Consider the following 19,041-nt stretch of genomic DNA (forward strand, 5'->3'; position numbering starts at 1 on the left):
ATTTATGGCATTTAAAGTTATTGAACATCCACTAATATTAGATAAGTTAACAAGAATGAGAAAAAAAGAAACATCATCAAAGGATTTTAGAGAAAATTTAAATGAAATCGGACAACTGATGGTTTATGAAATTTTTAGAGATGTACCATTGGCAAAAATTCAAATTGAAACACCAGTTCAAAAAACTGAGGGATACACTATTGATACACCTGTTGTATTAATACCAATCATAAGAGCTGGTTTAGGAATGACAGAAGGAATTCAAAGACTTGTTCCTACTTCAAGAATTGCTCACGTTGGATTATATCGAAATGAAGAAACTTTAGAACCAGTGCAGTATTATGCAAAAGCAACTAAAGACATTGATAAAAGTTATGTTATTGTTGTAGATCCAATGTTAGCAACCGGGGGAAGCGCTTCTAAAGCAATCTCAATTGCAAAAGAGTGAGGAGCAAAAAACATTAAGTTTGTTTGTTTGGTATCTGTTCAACAAGGAGTAGATAAATTGCTAAAAGATCATCCAGATATTGATATTTATACAGCCTCATTAGATCCAATTTTAAATGAAAATGGATATATTGTTCCTGGTTTAGGAGATGCTGGAGATAGAATATTTGGTACAAAATAAATGGATAATGCACTAGGCATTATTTTTTTATTAAAATTATTTTAATTATTAAATAGAATTTTAATTTAGCATAGACATATATTTTTAAAGTTTTGATAAAGTATAATATCTTTACTATAACAATTAGGAGGTTTTTCTATGAAAAAATTATTGACTATTTTAGCTTCTCTTTGTTTAACTTCACAAACAAGCTTTTATTTAATATCATGTGACAACAATGAACAAAAATCAAATGATAATTTAGAAAATGAAGATACAAGACCAGAAGAAGATACTAGAGTTGATTTAAGTGAAATAGGAAAAAAAGATGTAAAACATTATAGAGTTGCTCCAAAAACTAATGGTTTAGAATATTTAAAATTAGCTATATTGTCAAGAATCAATAGTGATTTAGGAATTAAAGTAGTTGAAAATATTGATATTAGTTTTTCTAATTACAAAATAGCAACAGAAACTAGTTATGGAACAATTTTAGCTAGTGCCGTAAGTACCAGTAAAAAAATAAAAGGAAAAGCTAATTTTTATCATTATTTCATAGATGAAAGAGCTTCACTGTTTGATATAAAAATATCTCAAATAGAACCTAAAGAAAATAATATTACATCAATAACTGAAAGTATTAAATGCTTAATGTTAACCACTAACAATGGGGCATTTAAAGATTCAATACCAAATGCAGATTATTTGATTCCGAGTGAGGGCGAATATCGTAAACCAACTCAAAACGAAATAGGTAGCATAACCATTAAAGCGGGACAGAATAGTAAGATTTTTAAAAAAAATACAACTAAAACTTTTGATATTGCATTTCCTGATGACAGAAAAGAATTAGGAGAAATGATTACTGTAAATGAAATATCTCCAGAATACAATACATTTGAAGCTGCAAAAAAATCTGTTAAGGACGTCATGAATATGTATGATAGTAACTTACAAGAAGATTTAGATTACAGAGTTGTTGAATCTGAAGAAACTTATAAAAACCCAACACGCAATAGCCCTGGATTAGTTATTATTACAGCGACTGGGTCAAGTTCTTATATAAGAGGTTCAAAAACATTAATTGTTAATTATAAAGATGTTAGCAAATCTCTTACTGAGTTAAAAAACACAGATTTAAAAGTAACTAAAAATGATGAAGCAACTGCAAAAATTTCTGCCATAAAAGTATTAGATAGTTTTGTGCCTAATTTAACAATTTCAGATTACTATTTTACAAATTATAGAGCTGCAAACAATATTGAAGATGGTTCTATAACTGTACAGGCATTAAATAAAAGTGAAAAAATAAGAGATTTTGTAACTTTTACAATAAAATATTTAAAAAAATTATCTGATATTTCTATACAACAAGTAAATACCAATAAGAACGATAAAGCATCAGCTTATTCATTAATTAAAAAAGTAGTTTTAGAGTTTGATCAAAGATTATTAGAAGGATTGGACTATGTATTTGATGAAAGTTCATATAAAGCTGCAACCAGTGATACAAATGGATCTGTTAGAGTATTTTCAAATCCTTCAAGCAAAAAAATAGAAGGAGAAGTAGTATTTTCAATCGTATATAATAAATTGGCTCTAAACAGTATCAAAGTGACTAATTTAATAAATATAAATGAGCAAAGTTAAAGTACTATAATATGTATAATTACAAGATTATTAAGTGATCAAAAACGTTAATATTTAAATATAGACTAAAATTTTATATTTTACAAAAATTTGAGTTACATATAAGATTATTAAATCCATTATTAATAGAAATAACATTGAATTATTTTATGATATTATTGATGTGATTTTTTAAATTACAACTGGATTAGTTTATTTTGTTTTAGATTTACAACTCACAATAATAAAGATGAGAAAAAAGGATATAGTTTAAGACATGAGTATGTGAGTTGTTAAGATTGATATATTAAAATTCACTATGAAGGGCTGTAAACTTTTTATAATAAGATAAATATGTAAATAATTTTTTAGTAAATTTTAACAATAAAACTGTTTATATAAAGTTTAAAGCAATCAAGTCAAAATGAGATATTTCTGTTATGAATTCAATACCAATTTTTACTTAGTGTTTGAATTAAATTTATTTTTAAGGCATATTACAGCTTGAAACAATTTTTTATTTTTTAGTTTCTAATAAAATTTTTATAATATTGCTATTTTTAGGAGTATTATATTTTAGATGGAACCTTTTAAGTGAGAATATGTTTAAAGATTTTTTCAAGGATAACAAAAAAAATATATATAAATACTTACTACCAGTGTATATTGTATCAACAGTTACGCTAGTAGTTTTATTAATATGTGGTGTTATCGCATATTCTTGACTTACTGGTTTTGTGTTAACCTTAATATTTGGGCTAGTCGCATATATATTTTTAGTCTATTCTGCAAAAAAACTTATAGATCATCAAAATCCATATTTATTTGTTTTTTTTTCAGTTTTAAGAATAGGTTTGTATATGGTTCCATTCATTATTAGTATTTATTTATCGGAATATATAAATAGTTTTGGAGTAATAATTGGCTTTTTAATATCATTACTTTTTCCAGTGATATTAAGAAATTAATTTATAAATACATAATAATGTAAAAAATATTAATCAAAAAGGGGGTAGGCCATGGGTCAATTATTTGAAAGCTGAAAAGATATAACCCCACAACTTTTTTCAATATTTCTAACAATGATAGTTATATGTAGCTTATGTATTGTATATAATGTCAAAATTAGAAATTTAAAAGATGGTGAAGAACTAAGTGGATTTTTAGTTTTAACTGAAACATTCATTGGTATGATGGAAAACATTGTTGTTACTACAATGGGGAAAAAATTTAGACATTTAACTCCATTTGCTATGTACATCTTTTTATATATACTTGTTTCATCTATCATTTCACTTTTAGGGTTTGAACCTTTATCTAGTTCTTACACAGTTACGCTTTCAATGGCGATTGTGTCATTCTTTGGTATTTATTACTATGGATTAAGATATCAAAAATTCATGTTCTTTATGAAATTTGCACTTAACCCAATTGAAGTAATTACTCAATTTGTGCCAATCTTGTCATTGTCATTCAGGCTGTTTGGAAATATTTTAGCAGGAGCAACAATTTTAGGGTTGCTTTATGGTGCATTTACGAACTTATGAGGATCATTTTTTGGAGCAAAATCTGAAGATGGAACTGGTATAGCTCATGACATATGAGACGAAACCAATTTAATGGCTCAATATAAATATTTTTGAACCGGATTTAACTTATTATCAGTAATGATATTACCGATATTACATTTGTATTTCGATTTATTTGATGGAGTAATTCAATCAATTGTGTTTACAATGTTAACATTCTCTTATTGAGCAAATGCAAAAAACGGGGAACATGAGTCCGGACCAGAACCAACCGAAAGAGAAAGCGACAAAAAAGTTGCTAAAAAAGCTAGTAAAAAAGATTTATTATCAGAACCAGTAGCAGTAGCTACAGCGGTTTAAATTTAAAATAAAAAAACAAAAATTTATTATTAAGCGTTGATTAGCGCATAAAGGAGATTTAAAATTATGTTTACAGAAATGTTATTTAGTTTTGTTACAAACTTTGGTCAAGCATGAGTTTCAACTATTCCAGCAATTTTATTTGTTTCAACTGGTGGAAACGGAGATTACGCTATTGGTGCAGGTATCACTGGTATTGGTATGATAGGTGCTTCATTAGGTCAAGGAATTGTTGGACAAGGTGCTTGTCTTGCAATTGGACGTAACCCAGAAGTTGCAGGTAAAATTACTACAACATTAATTATTACAGCTGGATTCTCAGAATCTGGTGCCATCTACGCTCTTGTTATTGCAATTCTAATCTTATTTGTTTTAGCATAAGATTTTTTTAGATTAGAGAGAAAAGCAATGATAACTACATTAACTAGTTTGGTTTTACAAGCAGAATCAACTCCTGGGATTCCGGAAGTAACAAAAGCATTATTTCCAAACTTACCTAACTTTATTGCTCATGTTTTATCTACAATAATAATTATTTTATTTTTAGCAAAACTTGTTTACAAACCATTCAAAAAAATAGTTGCAGAACGTCGTAAAAAAATTAACGAGTTATTAGATGACGCCTCATCAAAACAAGCACTTGCTAACAAAGATAAAAAAGATGCAGCAAAGTTGTTAATTCAAGCAAGAGAAGAATCAAAAGGTATTATCTTAAATGCAAAAACAGAAGCAGATGAATTAAAATTTGATATCATCGATAATGCAAAAAAAGAGGCTCAAAATATTCAAGAACATGCGAAACAAGCTATGGAATTTGAAAAAAATGAAGCCCAAGAAGATATAAGAAAAGAAATAATTGATTTAGCCTTTTTAGCATCTCAAAAAATTCTTGCAAAAGAAGTAAATATAGATGTTGATAAAAAACTTATAGAAGAATTCTTAGATAAATTAGACTAATATGTTTATTAAAGAAAGTTTAATTAGAAACTGATCAAATGCAATTTGTAATATTGCAATTGAAACAAAAAAGGTAGAAGAATTCTTAAATACAGCAAAAGACTTGAATCAAATTTTTAAAAGTAATTATGAATTGATGGAATTTTTATCGAATAAAAGTATTGATATCAATACTAGATTAAAAGTTATTGATAATATTTTTGCAAAGCAAATTGATAAAAACTTAACAAATGCATTAAAACTAATCGTTATAAGAGATATTGTTCCTGGATTAAGACATATAATTAAACAAGTTATAAAGGATCTTTTAGATGCAACAAACACAATTCAAGGAGTGGTCTATTCAATTTCGCCACTTGACCCATCAATCATTAAAAAAATTGAAGCTAAACTATCAACAAAAACAGACAAAAAAGTTATATTAGACAATGTAATAGATAAAGAATTAATCGCTGGTATTAAAGTTGAGTTGGCTGGGAAAAAATATGACTCATCAATTCAAGGTAAATCTCTTGATATGAGACGAAAAGTTATGAAAAATAGAAAATAGGGTGATTTTATGCCACTAAAAATTAATGAAATATCAGATGTGATAAAAAAACAAATCCAAGAGTATGGTAAAGATCTTGTCATTCAAGAAGTTGGTACAGTTGCTAGCATTGGTGATGGTGTTGCCTTATTATTTGGTTTAGATAAAGCAATGATGGGAGAACTTTTAGTATTTAACGACAACACATATGGTATGGCTCTAAACCTAGAAGATGGAGCAGTTGGTGCTGTTGTTATGGGAGACGATGCAGAAATTAAGCAAGGGGACAAAGTTAAAAGAACGCAAAGAGTTGTTGAAACACCAGTTGGAGATGAACTATTAGGAAGAGTTCTTGATGGAATTGGAAATCCAATTGATGGGAATGGTCCATTAAAAAATAAAAAATTTGCACCAGTTGAAAAAATTGCATCAGGAGTTATGTCAAGAAAATCTGTTGATCAACCTTTAGAAACTGGAATCTTATCAATTGACTCAATTATTCCAATCGGAAAAGGTCAAAGGGAATTAATTATTGGTGATAGACAGACAGGAAAAACAGCTATTGCTATTGATACAATTATTAATCAAAAAGGAAAAAGCGTAAAATGTGTATATGTTGCGATTGGACAAAAAGAATCAACTGTTGCACAAGTTGTTGAAAAATTAAAACAAGCAGGAGCGATGGAATATACAACAGTTATATCTGCTTCTGCTAGTGAACCTGCACCAATGCAATATATTGCTCCTTATACTGGAGTTTCAATTGCCGAAGAATGAATGGCAAAGGGCGAAGATGTTTTAATTATTTACGATGACTTATCGAAACACGCAATTGCATATCGTACACTTGCACTTTTACTTAGAAGACCACCAGGTAGGGAAGCTTATCCTGGGGACGTATTCTACTTACACTCAAGATTGTTAGAAAGAGCTGCTAGAGTTAATGAAAAATTTGGTGGAGGAAGTATTACTGCTTTACCAATTATCGAAACTCAAGCTGGAGATATTTCAGCATATATTCCTACAAATGTTATTTCAATTACTGATGGACAAATTTTCTTATCAGAACAATTATTTAACTCAGGAATTAGACCTGCTGTTGATACAGGATTATCAGTTTCAAGGGTAGGAAGTGCTGCACAAATTAAAGCTGTTAAACAAATGGGTGGAACATTAAAATTAGAACTAGCCCAATATTATGAATTACAAGCATTTGCAAAATTTGGTAGTGATTTAGATGAATCTACAAAAGCAACATTAGACCATGGAGCAAAAATTGTTGAATTATTAAAACAAAGACAATATTCTCCAATTAGTCAAATTACTCAATCAATTATTTTATTAGCAATTAAAGATCGTTTAATTAAATGATTACCAGTTAGTGAAATGATGAACTTTAAAGCAGAATTACTAAAACACTTTAAATCAAATGACAAAGCAAAAGCATTAAAAAAACAATTATCAGAAGAAAAAGCTTATGACGAAGCTTTAACAAAAAAAGTTAGAGAAGAAATCGTTAAAGTTGTAAAAAACTGTGTATTAAATATTAAAGATTGAAAAGCAACAACTTATGGTTCTCAAGAAGAATGAGATAAGCTAAAATAATATGGCAAATTTAAGTGAGTTAAAAAATCAAATTGCTTCTGTTAAAGATATTGGAAAAATAACAGGAGCAATGGAACTTGTTGCTACTGCAAAATTAAAACGTATTTCAAAAAGAGTTGGAGATATTCATGCTTATATGGATGAAATTTATAATGTATTTGATTACATTGTTTCTCACTCTGAAGAATCAATTTACTTAAAAAAAGCAGATACACAAATTAATAAAACTTTGTGGGTTATAATCACTTCAAACTTAGGTTTATGTGGTGGATATAATGCAAACGTTTTTAAAGCAATCAAAGGCAAAATTGGTATTAATGATGAAGTAGTAGCAATCGGAAACAAAGCTGTAAGTTATTGTAATTCAAATAAATTAAATATTAGAAGAGCTGTTGTTGATGTTGATGTTAACTATACTAGTGATAGTGCAAACAATCTAGCTTCAGACTTATTAAGTTGATATTCACAAGGTGAAATTGATGCTATTAATGTTGTTTATACAAAATTTATTAACAATGTAACTTTTGAACCACACATTATTAATTTATTTCCAATTATTAAAAATGAAGAAAAAAGTGAAAAACATGAAGATATCTTGTTAGAACCAGATGCAGAAACTGTTTTAGCAACTGGAGTTGCACTTTATTTAAATACAATTATTTTTGGAACTATATTAGAATCACAACTTTCAGAACAAGCAAGTAGAAGAACAGCGATGGAAGCTGCAACAAAAAATGGAAAAGAGTTATCTGAATCTTTAAGTATTGCATACAACCGTAAAAGACAAGAAAACATTACACAAGAAATTAGTGAAATTGTTGGTGGGGCAAATGCTCAAAGTGATAATTAATATGGAGGAAATTATTTTATGAAAACAAGTTTAGGTAAAGTAGTTCAAGTCATGGGTCCAGTTGTGGACGTTCGCTTCAAGGAAAATGAAATGCCAGAATTATACAACACTGTTGAGTTAGATAATTCAGGTACAAAATTAGTTTTAGAAGTTGTTCAACACATTGGAGATGATCTTGTAAGAACTATTGCTATGGGACCAACTGAAGGTCTTGTCAGAGGAATGGATGCAAAAAACACAGGAGCACCAATTAGTGTGCCTGTTGGAAATGAAGTATTGGGAAGAATGTTTAATGTTCTTGGAGACCCAATCGATGAAAAACCACAAGTTGATTCTAAAAAAATGCCAATTCATAGAACTGCACCAAGTTATGATGAACTATCAACATCAGCTGAAATTTTAGAAACAGGAATTAAAGTTGTTGATTTAATGATGCCTTTCTCTAAGGGTGGAAAAATCGGATTATTTGGTGGAGCAGGAGTTGGAAAAACTGTTCTAGTTCAAGAGTTAATTAATAACGTTGCCAAAGCTCACGGGGGAATTTCAGTATTTGCTGGAGTTGGAGAACGTACAAGAGAAGGTAACGATTTATACTACGAAATGATTGATGCTGGAGTTATTGACAAAACTAGTTTAGTATTTGGTCAAATGAACGAGCCTCCAGGAGCAAGAATGAGAGTTGCTTTAACAGGTCTTACTATTGCTGAATATTTTAGAGATGAAAAAAATCAAGACGTGCTATTATTTATTGACAACATTTTTAGATTTACCCAAGCTGGATCAGAAGTTTCTGCCCTTTTAGGAAGAATGCCTTCTGCTGTTGGATATCAACCAACTTTAGCTACTGAAATGGGAGCTTTACAAGAAAGAATTACTTCAACTAAAAAAGGTTCAATTACTTCTGTTCAAGCAGTTTATGTTCCAGCCGATGATTTAACAGATCCAGCACCTGCAACAACATTTGCTCACTTAGATGCAAGGGTTGTTTTAGATAGATCAATTGCTGCATTAGGAATTTATCCGGCAATTGATCCATTATCATCAAGTTCAAGAATGTTAGATCCAGAAATCGTCGGAGAAGAACACTACTCAATTGCTTTAAAAGTTCAAGAAACATTGCAAAAATACAAAGAATTACAATCAATTATTGCTATTTTAGGTATGGATGAACTTTCAGAAGACGATAGAATTACTGTTAATAGAGCAAGAAAAATAAGAAACTTTATGTCTCAACCATTTACAGTTGGTGAAAAATTTACAGGACGTAGTGGAAAATATGTTAGTGTTCAAGACACAATAACTTCATTTAAAGCTATTTTAAATGGGGATTGCGATGATATTCCTGAAACTTTATTTATGTATGCAGGTTCAATTGAAGAAGTTATCGAAAGAAACAAAAGCGATAAAAAATAATTATGGAATTAAAACTAAAAGTAATTACTCCAAATGGAATATTTCTAAATTCAATAGAAGTAAATCATGTTGGAGTACAAACTATGGATGGGGATATGACAATATATGCTCATCATGCTGCAATTGTATCAACTTTAAATATTGGAATTGTTAAATATACTGATTCTAAAGGGAATTTGAAATATATTCATGTTCACAGAGGAATTTTACAAGTTAATAATAACGAGGTAAAAGTATTAACACCTTGATTGTATGAAGTTGATGAAAAAGGTAAAAGAATTGGACCTAGAACTTAATAAAAATATAACTTTATCTAAATAAGATAAAGTTTTTTTATTAAAAAAATTATTAAGTTTTAAAAATTATTTTACTTAAATAGTAGCAATTAACATTGCGTTATTTGTTAAATTTAAAAATTTCAAGTTTGCTTTATATTATTATTATCTTTATATTATTAATAAGGAGTTGTGATTATGGAAAATAAAAATTTAAAAACATATTTTTACATATTTAATATTTTTTATAATCTCAATGATTACGAAATAAGGGATTAATAGGAAAATTTAATTGTATCTATTAATAAGAGTTATAGTCCAAATTTGAATATAAAAAGTAAAGCATTTACATTAGTAGAAAGGGGTAAGTTTTATGAAATATTTATTGTCAATTTTATCATCATTATCAATTTCAACAACAGTTGTTGGAGCTACAACAATTAGTTTATTGCAAACAAATACATCTAATAAGGACAAAAATAACAATAATATTGAAAATCAAAATTCTGATGATCAAAATAAAGAAAAAGAAGAACCTAAACCAGAACCTAAAAAACTGGATTTAAATGAAGTTATTAAAATCAATAAAGTTGATAATTTAAAAATAATTTATGACAAATCTGTTGAAGATTTATTACTTACAGCTATTGCTGCTTTAAATCCCTCTTTACAAATGGATCAGGTTGAAATACATGATTTAAATACGGATATTGGAAGTGCATCAGTTGTTGCTAAAGACGATTCAAAACTATACAGTGGATATGCAGATATAAGTTTTTCTGTTTATAAATACAATAAAGTTAACTTTGTGTTAGAAAAAGATAATGTTGAATTAGCGCCATCTGGACCTACACAACAACAACTTATTAAAGTAACAAATTACAGTATTGATAATTGAGATAATCTAAATTATCCTGAAGTTTTTGGCTATGATAAAACATATTTAACAGTAAGTTTTGACAACAAAGCCGGAACAATAGTTTTAAAAGCGGTAGGAAATTATAAAAAACCGCCTGTAAGTGATTTAATTGTAACTGTAAAATCTAATGATTTAAGACCGGATAATGAAAAAATTATTAAAGTTAAATTAAAAGTTGAAAAAGTGGACTTTGAGTTAGATAAAAATGATATCAAATTAAATATCATGGATCAAACTGAACAAGTTATTAATGTTAAAAACTACGATCAATTAATTGATGATGTAAATAGACCAAATAAAATTCAAATTAATTCAAAAGATGTTGAAGCAAGATTTAGTGATGATCATAGAAAAATATATATAAAATCAACAGGAGTTTATGGAGAAAATGCTGAAGTAAAAGTAAGTTCTCCATGACATGTCGAAGTAATAAAAGTAACACTATATTATAATAGTATAAACGCTCAATACGATAGAAAAACACTTGAAATGCTTGTAAATAGCACAGAATATGTAAATATAACAAACTTCGATACATTAAAAATTGAGAAAAACATGCCATATCGTATTCAATCTTCAAATGAAAAAGCTATAACCGCTTATCTAGATAGAGTTAATAAACGTATTGTGATAAATAGTCATGATTTAGTTGACGAAAATGTTGTTTTAACTATTCGTTCAGATAATTTGAATAACTATCCAGATTATATTTATGTAAAAGTTAAAGCCAAAGATGCGCCTTTCAAATTGGATAGAAAAAATGTATCAATGAAGGTTTATGAAACAACATCAATTAAAATAACTAATCCAGATGAAGTAAGAGACTCTCCTAGAAACATTCCTTCTAAATTTATTTATACAAAAGATTATGCAAAAATTTGATATGACAAAGAAAATAGACAAATTCAAATTCAAGCATTTGATAAAACTGTAACTAATTTAACTGTAACTATTTCTTCAGAAATGGGATATTCAATGTCAATTAGTTTAACAATCATCATACCTCAAGTAAAATTCAAATTAGAAAAACCAAAAGATATGTATGTTGGTCAAACTCAGGAAGTAAATGTAACTAATTTCTATGAATTAGTTCATGAAAATAACTACCCTGTCAGATTTGAATATAGCAAACAAGGAGTTATTGAAGCTTCATTTAATAGTAGTAGTAAAAAAGTTGTTATAAGATCAATATCACAAAATGTATTTTGTAGAAACTTTAGTTTAACTGTTATATCAAAAGATGGAAAGTACAGAGAAACGTATCAGTTTGATGTTATAAAACAATTTAGTTTAAGCTCTTTAAATACTAATTTGGGTAATTTAAGTGATAGAAATACAACTAATATAGCAAATACTTTATATAACTTAAATTACAATATCGGACTAGATAAAGAAGTATTTCAAAGTCTTTCTATTGGAGATAATACATATACAAGAGCTACATTATATAATAATAGTTACTTATCTAAAAAGTGATTTACAGGGGACTCAATTTATGTTTATTATAGCGTTCCTCTAAAAGACAGTCCTAATTTTAATTCAGGATGAACACCTGAAGCTGTATCTAATAAAAATAAAGTGGAAACAAAAATATCAAATACTTATTATAAGGATTTTGATATACCATTAGATAAATTGCGAAGAGATTTTAAAGAAGTAAAGTTAACATTTTACACTAAATATGAATGAAGTAAAGAATATATTGGTACAGGAAGCTTTGGAAATAATATTGAACATCATAGCGAAGAAACAATTGCTGTTAATTATAATGTAAATTATAATCATAGTGCACAAGCATTTAAAAACGGAGTGTCAGATTTCCAATCTGGTAATACTTGGATTGAAATTAGAGCTGATTTCTATGCCGCAGTAAGATTTGAGAATTATAATTCAAATGCAAGAATGGTTGTAGATTTAACAATTACAAATTATGCATATAGAACAAATCCAGGATTCTGAAGTACTTATGAATGTGGAGTTCATGCATATATGGTTTTAAATGATTTTGAATTTATAAAATAACTCAATTATTTACCAATATAGGAAAAATAAATCATGTTTTTAAAAAATCTACTTTTAGTTTTAAATCTCGTTAAAATTAAAAAAATATTTTCTCCATAATTTGTATGGAGTTTTTTGTTATTTTTTATTAATATAATTGCAAAAATTATATCTTTTAAAGATCTAAGAAAAAAGTGTTTTAAATCTTGACTACAAACTTTATTAAAATAAGGTGTAAATAAAAAATATTTTCTAAGTTAAAAAATATAAAACGCAGATACATAAATAAAGAACACCATAAACTACATAAAATTATGTATCTAATTTTTATAGAGAGGTGATTTTATATGATAATAAGTTGTTTATTTTGTGTTGCAGAAAAAAGTAAATAATAGGTGCGTTTACAACTACACATATAAGACCTAAAAGTTAACTATAAATTCAGTAGCGAACAAACATTAATTATTTATGTTTGAATAAATTTTTATATATAAAAAGGTTTTTTTGGCCTAAATAAGAAAAAAGAGTTAAAAACCAAAAAATAAATAAAAAGTTATGTTTCGCTTATAAAATAAGAGTTGAATATTTATGAAAAGATATACAGATCAAAGAAAAAAAATCAAATAAATTAGGGGTTATAGAATGTATAAAGCATATCTTGTTAAAGTATAAAAAAATAATTAAATATTTAATTTTCTAAAACAAAAAAAGAGGAGCAAAAAAATATAGTATTATCATATTAATTAGGCTTTTAATCATTAATTTTAAAGCTTATTAACATTATTAGCAAATGCTATAAAAACTAATAAAAAAACACATGCTATGATTTATCTATAATCTAAGTTTTTTATGAAAAAGATTCAAAATACAGAACTCATCGTAAATGAGCAAAATAAAAATTATCATAAAATTTTGGTTTAATTAAAAAAAATTTTTTAGTTTTATGAAATCACAAATTTTAGTTCTTAACAATTGCTAATATAATTGCAAATGAAAAGTCTAAAATAAAAAACAAAGGCCTAATAAATACTGTTACTCATTTATTAAAAAATAAATAAAAAAATAAAAATGAACTTATAGAAAAGAATTATTAAAAAATTTTTTAAATATATCAATGTTTAAATGGAAAACAAAAAAATTACTTACTTGTTTTCATTATTATATTTTATATTATCTTGAATAACATATTTTAAAATGTGTAAACAAATGAATCACTTATTAATAGTAGGAAACTTGTAGCTAATAGATATGATTTTAAAAATAGCATTATCTATACGGGCATATTATCCTAATTTAGGAACTTAATTATAAAAAAGTTTTGCAAAAATCACAATATTATTTAAAGCATGAAAGAAAAATATGAATTTGAAAAAATTTTATAATAGAAGTATTTCTTAAAAGTATAAAACCAATTTATTATGAAGATGAAAGATTTAAGCTAAAAAATATTTTGTAATTGAAATAAAAGATGGCATATGAAATTATGCTAATAATAGAAAATCAACAAATTAAAAACTACTCCTAATAATATTTGCTGGTATTCTGTTAAAAAATATGTAGTTTAGCGTGACAGCTTAAGAAATATATAAGAAAAAAGCGACTAAATTATATATAAATCAGTTGCTTTACGGATGTTTATTTTATTTTGATAGTGTAGTAAGGTAGATACTTTTATTTTTTTATTTTTTTATTAATTTGTTTTATATCTATTATAGTTTCATTATTTATTCTTAAATCTAAGCGTTTCTTTCTCTCTTTTATTTGTAAATCTGCTCTTTTTTCAATGCTTTTTGTAAATGCTCAAATTTTTTCTTTTTTTAAAAATCCCATAAATCTGATGTAATTAATATTTAAAGGTTTAAAGTTAACTCTACCCAAATTTACATCTTTTAAAATTCTTGTAATTTTTTTGTTTAGTAGAACTTGTTCTTTGCATTCTTCCAATTTAACTCTATGCTCTCTACTAAAGTCGTTTAAATTTTTAAAAATATTTTCAACACAACCATATTTTTCTATTAATCTTGTTGCGGTGCTAAAATGCATTCCCTTAACACCTTTTATATTATCAGAATGATCACCCAGTAAACTTTTCATATCCGGTATTTGAGCTGGTTTACAACCAAACTTTTCATAAACTTCTTCGGCTGTAACAACTTCTTTTTTACATTTTTTAGACTGTTGTGAAATTACGTTAACATCCTGTGAAATTAATTGGTAAGTATCTTTATCATTAGAAATAATATCCACTTTATAACCTAGCTTAACAGCGATTCTCGCAATGGTACCCATAATGTCATCACCTTCAAAAGAGTCTTTTTCATATCAAGGAATGTTTGCGCTTGTTAAAAAATCTCTAACTTTTTGCATTTGAGGAATTAACTCACCTGGTGTATCTTTTCTTGTTGCTTTGTAAGCAGGGTATAGTTGTTTTCTTCAACAATCTTTTCCTACATCAAAAGTAACTATTATTGTATGGTATTCTTTTGAATCTATCATTTCTTGAATTTTAGCAATAAACACATAAACAGCATTTATTAAAACTCCCTCTCTATTTATTGCTAATTTTTTTCTTTTTAAAGATCCATAGTATCCTTTATGTAAAAGGTTGTATCCATCAATAATAACTATTTTCTTTTTTTCTTCCATAATTAATCCCTTCTAAAAATAATCTTGTTGTTGAAAAACAATTGTACAATGTTGTTTTAAAATCTCTAACTTATTTAAATCCTCAATTTTAAAAGTAAAAAAAACATCATCGTTCAAAAACTCTTGACTATATTCAACTTTTAAATTGTGTAATGTCAATTTTATATTTTTAATATTGCTTATATTAAATTTAATTTTTACTAAGTATAAGAGTTCAAGTGGTTTTATTTCTATCTCTTTTAAAAGCTGAATAGCACCATTGCTATATGCTCTTTGTAAACCACCAGTTCCAAGTTTAATACCACCATAATATCTAACACAAAAAATTATAACATTTGTTAAATTATTGATTTCGATTAATTTTAATAATGGTTCTCCAGCAGTTCCGGTTGGTTCTCCGTCATTGTTATAACCATATTTAATATTATTATTAGTCCCATAACGATAGGCTCAACAATTATGTTTAGCATCATTTCGTTTGTATTTTTCAATAAATCTTTCAAATTCGCTTCTATTACAAATTGTTGCAATATAGGTGATAAATTTTGACTTTTTAATAGTTTCTTCAAAAATATAAAACTTTTTTTCTTTGATTATATTCATATAAGTCACTTAGTCACCATTTATATTCTACATTTTTTTATTAAAAAAAGAAACTTTAATCAATATTTATTAACTTATTAATTAAAAAAGTATAATAAAAATTACAAATAAAATTAATACAATTGTTATATAATATTTTTGTTGCAATACTTTTATGGCAAAGAAGGGAAGCTACTTTTTAATGGCAAGAGATAGTAAATTAGTTAATAAATACGGTAAAATCGCAGACATAATAATACAAAACGAGCAAGCATATGCTCAGTTTACTGATGAACAATTAAAAAATAAGACTCAAGAATTTAAAGATCGTGTGGCAAATGGAGAAACTTTAGATAGTTTATTAGTTGAAGCTTATTCAGTTGTAAGGGAAGCTGCTTTTAGAGTATTGAAATTAAAAGCTTATAGAGTTCAATTAATTGGGGGAATTATTCTTCACGAAGGTGATATAGCAGAAATGAAAACTGGGGAAGGAAAAACGTTAACTGGTCTTTTTGCTGCTTATTTAAATGCATTAACTGGACAAGGTGTTCATGTTGTTACAGTTAATGAATATTTATCAAAAAGGGATAGTGAAATAAACGGACTTGTTTATAATTTTTTAGGTTTAACAGTTGGTCTAAATAGTAGAGATATTAGTAAATCAGATAAAAGAGAAGCTTATGCTCAAGACATAACATATACAACTAATGCAGAATTAGGATTTGATTATTTAAGAGATAATATGGTTTATAATTTTGAAGATAAAGTGCAAAGAAAATTAAATTTTGCAATTATTGATGAGGCTGACTCAGTATTGATTGATGAGGCTAGAACTCCACTTATTATTTCTGGAGGAAGCCAAAATAGAATTAATATGTATATGGCAGCAGACGCTTGTTCGAAAACTTTAAAAGAACCAGAAGATGTTGAAATTGATTTAGAATCAAAACAAGTTTATTTAACAGATTCAGGAATCAAAAAAGCACAAAAGTATTTTAGTATTGAAAACTTATTTGATTTTAGAAATACTGAAATTTTTCACTTAATCATGAACGCTTTAAAAGCAAACTTTACTTTCAAAAAAGAAATTGAATATACTGTACAAGATGGAGAAATTATTTTAATTGACCAATTTACAGGAAGAACTATGCCCGGTCGTGCTTATAGTGACGGATTACAACAAGCATTACAAGCAAAAGAAGGCGTAGAGATAGAAGAAGAAACTCAAACTCTTGCTACAATTACTTATCAAAATTTTTATCGTTTATACAATAAGCTTTCTGGTATGACAGGAACTGCAAAAACTGAAGAAGAAGAGTTTTTAAAAATATATAACACTAGAGTTATTGTTTGTCCAACAAATAAACCAGTTATTAGAAAAGATGAACCTGATTTAACTTTTGGTACAAAAAATGCAAAATTAAAAAGATTAGTTCATGATTTAAAAGAGTTAAATGAAATCGGAAGACCTGTTTTGATTGGTACAACTAGTGTTGAATCTTCAGAACAAGTTGCAAGATATTTAGAAAAAGCTGGACTAAAATTTGAAATGATTAATGCAAAAAACCACTTACGTGAAGCAGAAATTGTTGAAAAAGCTGGACAAGTTAAAGCTATTACATTAGCAACCAACATGGCTGGTCGTGGTACCGACATTAAACTAACTGATGAAACAAGAAAACTTGGTGGTTTATTTGTTATGGGAATCGAACGTAACGAAGCAAGACGTATTGACAATCAGCTAAGAGGACGTGCTGGTCGTCAAGGTGATCCAGGGACCTCAAGATTTTATATTTCAATGGAAGATGAATTGTTAATTCGTTTTACAGCTCCAAAAGTAAGACAATATTTCTTAAAACTAGGAGATGACCATATTAAATCAAAAATGTTTACAAAAGCCATTACAAATGCTCAAAAAAAATTAGAAGGTTTAAACTTTGATCAAAGAAAAAACGTTTTAGATTATGATAACATTTTATCTCAACAACGTGAAGCTATGTATTCTCAACGTGATGATATTTTACAACAAGAAGATTTAAAAGTAGTTCTTTCAAAATTCCAATACACTATTGCATTTGAAATAATTGAAGAGTGCTCAGAATTAGTAAGAGGAGAAAGAACTGTTAATGTGGAATTATTAATTAAAAGATTAAATACTCAATACATTGTAAAAGATTCATTAGAAGAAAAAGATTTAATAGGTTTAGAAAAACAACAAATGGCAAAAATAATTCAAAAACATATGATGGAATTATATTTACAAAAAGTTGAAGGAGTTCCTGAAAATGTTATTCACGAAATGGAAAGAAGAACTATTTTACAATCATTTGATAGATTTTGAACTCGTCATATTAACCTAAGCCAAAAATTAAGAAGTGGAATATATCTACAACAATATGCACAAAATAACCCTTTACATGAATATGTTGAACAATCAGCTAAACTATTCAACAAAATGAAAATTAACATCGCAACAGAAGCAGTTGATAGATTGTATCAATCATTTAATGGTGAAGGTAGTGTTGAAAATAGTTCTAGATCAAAAATTGATTTGGGGAGTTTAGGCTCAGATGATATTTCAATTCAAGTTGCACCACAACCTCAACCAAAAGAGCAAGTTATAAATGTTACAGAACAAGATATTGATAACATTTTAACTGAAATTGGAATTAAACCTGAAGACTTTTCTAGACCAAATGTGGAAAAAAGATTTGCTGAACTTAAAGAAGAGTTTAAAGACGATTCTCAAAAAATGAAAAAACTAGATGTTCAACAACATATTATTTCTGGATTAATGGATAAATTAGATGAAGTTGTAGATCAAAAAAGAAGACAAGCACTTGAACTTACTCAAGATGGTATTGATAAAATTGTTGAAAAGTTTGGTCTTAAAGGAAAATTATTTACAACACAAGAAGTTAAAGAAGCATTTGAAAGATTGTTACCAGAGCAAAATACGGAGGAATTAAAAAATCAACTTGATGTTGAAGCAAATATTTTAAATGCAATCGCAGAAGCTATTGAAAGAAAAGCAGAAGAAGATAAAAATGTTGGTGATAATAAAAACGAAGATAAATCTGGTGAATATGTTATGAAAGATAAAAAAGGTAATGTTGTTAAAAAAATTAAAACAAACCCA

At 27.2% G+C, this 19,041-nt stretch carries 14 protein-coding genes and 1 pseudogene; 13 read left to right on the forward strand and 2 right to left on the reverse strand.

Features of this window, described 5'->3' with window-relative positions; translation table 4 throughout:
• Positions 1-4: 4 nt before the first annotated feature.
• From upp to STABA_RS00740, 12 genes are all read left to right on the forward strand, one after another.
• Complete coding sequence (gene upp / locus STABA_RS00685) at positions 5-628, forward strand: uracil phosphoribosyltransferase (protein ID WP_156005519.1); 624 nt, start codon at positions 5-7, stop codon at positions 626-628.
• Between the two features lie 138 nt (positions 629-766).
• Entirely contained in the window at positions 767-2,257 is a 1,491-nt protein-coding gene (locus STABA_RS00690) for a lipoprotein (protein WP_156005521.1), read from the forward strand.
• Positions 2,258-2,838: 581 nt separating this feature from the next.
• Positions 2,839-3,204, forward strand: a complete 366-nt coding sequence (locus STABA_RS00695; protein ID WP_156005523.1) for an MG406 family protein — start codon at positions 2,839-2,841, stop codon at positions 3,202-3,204.
• A 51-nt stretch (positions 3,205-3,255) separates the two neighbouring features.
• The gene (locus STABA_RS00700) at positions 3,256-4,125 is read left to right on the forward strand and encodes a F0F1 ATP synthase subunit A (protein ID WP_156005525.1); all 870 of its coding nucleotides are present in this window, start codon (positions 3,256-3,258) and stop codon (positions 4,123-4,125) included.
• 66 nt (positions 4,126-4,191) lie between these two features.
• Positions 4,192-4,506 (forward strand): ATP synthase subunit c family protein, encoded by a 315-nt coding sequence (locus STABA_RS00705; RefSeq protein ID WP_156005527.1) that lies wholly within the window; start codon positions 4,192-4,194, stop codon positions 4,504-4,506.
• Positions 4,507-4,533: 27 nt separating this feature from the next.
• A complete protein-coding gene (atpF, locus tag STABA_RS00710; protein ID WP_156005529.1) occupies positions 4,534-5,082 on the forward strand; it encodes a F0F1 ATP synthase subunit B in 549 nt (182 codons plus the stop codon).
• 1 nt (position 5,083) lies between these two features.
• Positions 5,084-5,632 carry a F0F1 ATP synthase subunit delta gene (locus STABA_RS00715; protein WP_156005531.1) on the forward strand — a complete coding sequence of 183 codons (549 nt, stop codon included), beginning with the start codon at positions 5,084-5,086 and terminating at the stop codon, positions 5,630-5,632.
• A gap of 9 nt (positions 5,633-5,641) precedes the next feature.
• Entirely contained in the window at positions 5,642-7,216 is a 1,575-nt protein-coding gene (atpA, locus tag STABA_RS00720; RefSeq protein ID WP_156005533.1) for a F0F1 ATP synthase subunit alpha, read from the forward strand.
• A 1-nt stretch (position 7,217) separates the two neighbouring features.
• A complete protein-coding gene (gene atpG / locus STABA_RS00725; RefSeq protein ID WP_156005535.1) occupies positions 7,218-8,066 on the forward strand; it encodes an ATP synthase F1 subunit gamma in 849 nt (282 codons plus the stop codon).
• A gap of 18 nt (positions 8,067-8,084) precedes the next feature.
• Positions 8,085-9,479 (forward strand): F0F1 ATP synthase subunit beta, encoded by a 1,395-nt coding sequence (gene atpD / locus STABA_RS00730; protein WP_156005537.1) that lies wholly within the window; start codon positions 8,085-8,087, stop codon positions 9,477-9,479.
• A 2-nt stretch (positions 9,480-9,481) separates the two neighbouring features.
• A complete protein-coding gene (locus STABA_RS00735) occupies positions 9,482-9,775 on the forward strand; it encodes a FoF1 ATP synthase subunit delta/epsilon (RefSeq protein WP_156005539.1) in 294 nt (97 codons plus the stop codon).
• A 352-nt stretch (positions 9,776-10,127) separates the two neighbouring features.
• The gene (locus tag STABA_RS00740; RefSeq protein ID WP_156005541.1) at positions 10,128-12,695 is read left to right on the forward strand and encodes a hypothetical protein; all 2,568 of its coding nucleotides are present in this window, start codon (positions 10,128-10,130) and stop codon (positions 12,693-12,695) included.
• Positions 12,696-14,345: 1,650 nt separating this feature from the next.
• On the opposite strand, the gene STABA_RS00745 is transcribed toward STABA_RS00740, so the two are convergent.
• Positions 14,346-15,320 carry a 5'-3' exonuclease gene (locus tag STABA_RS00745; protein ID WP_211360461.1) on the reverse strand — a complete coding sequence of 325 codons (975 nt, stop codon included), beginning with the start codon at positions 15,318-15,320 and terminating at the stop codon, positions 14,346-14,348.
• A 12-nt stretch (positions 15,321-15,332) separates the two neighbouring features.
• Positions 15,333-15,923 (reverse strand): IMPACT family protein, encoded by a 591-nt coding sequence (locus STABA_RS00750; protein ID WP_156005545.1) that lies wholly within the window; start codon positions 15,921-15,923, stop codon positions 15,333-15,335.
• A gap of 181 nt (positions 15,924-16,104) precedes the next feature.
• Between STABA_RS00750 and secA the strand changes: the two are divergent.
• Positions 16,105-18,711: pseudogene (gene secA / locus STABA_RS00755) on the forward strand (preprotein translocase subunit SecA); the annotation flags it as partial.
• Positions 18,712-19,041: the final 330 nt, after the last annotated feature.

Source organism: Spiroplasma tabanidicola (assembly GCF_009730595.1).
GTDB lineage: Bacteria > Bacillota_I > Bacilli_A > Mycoplasmatales > Mycoplasmataceae > Spiroplasma_A > Spiroplasma_A tabanidicola.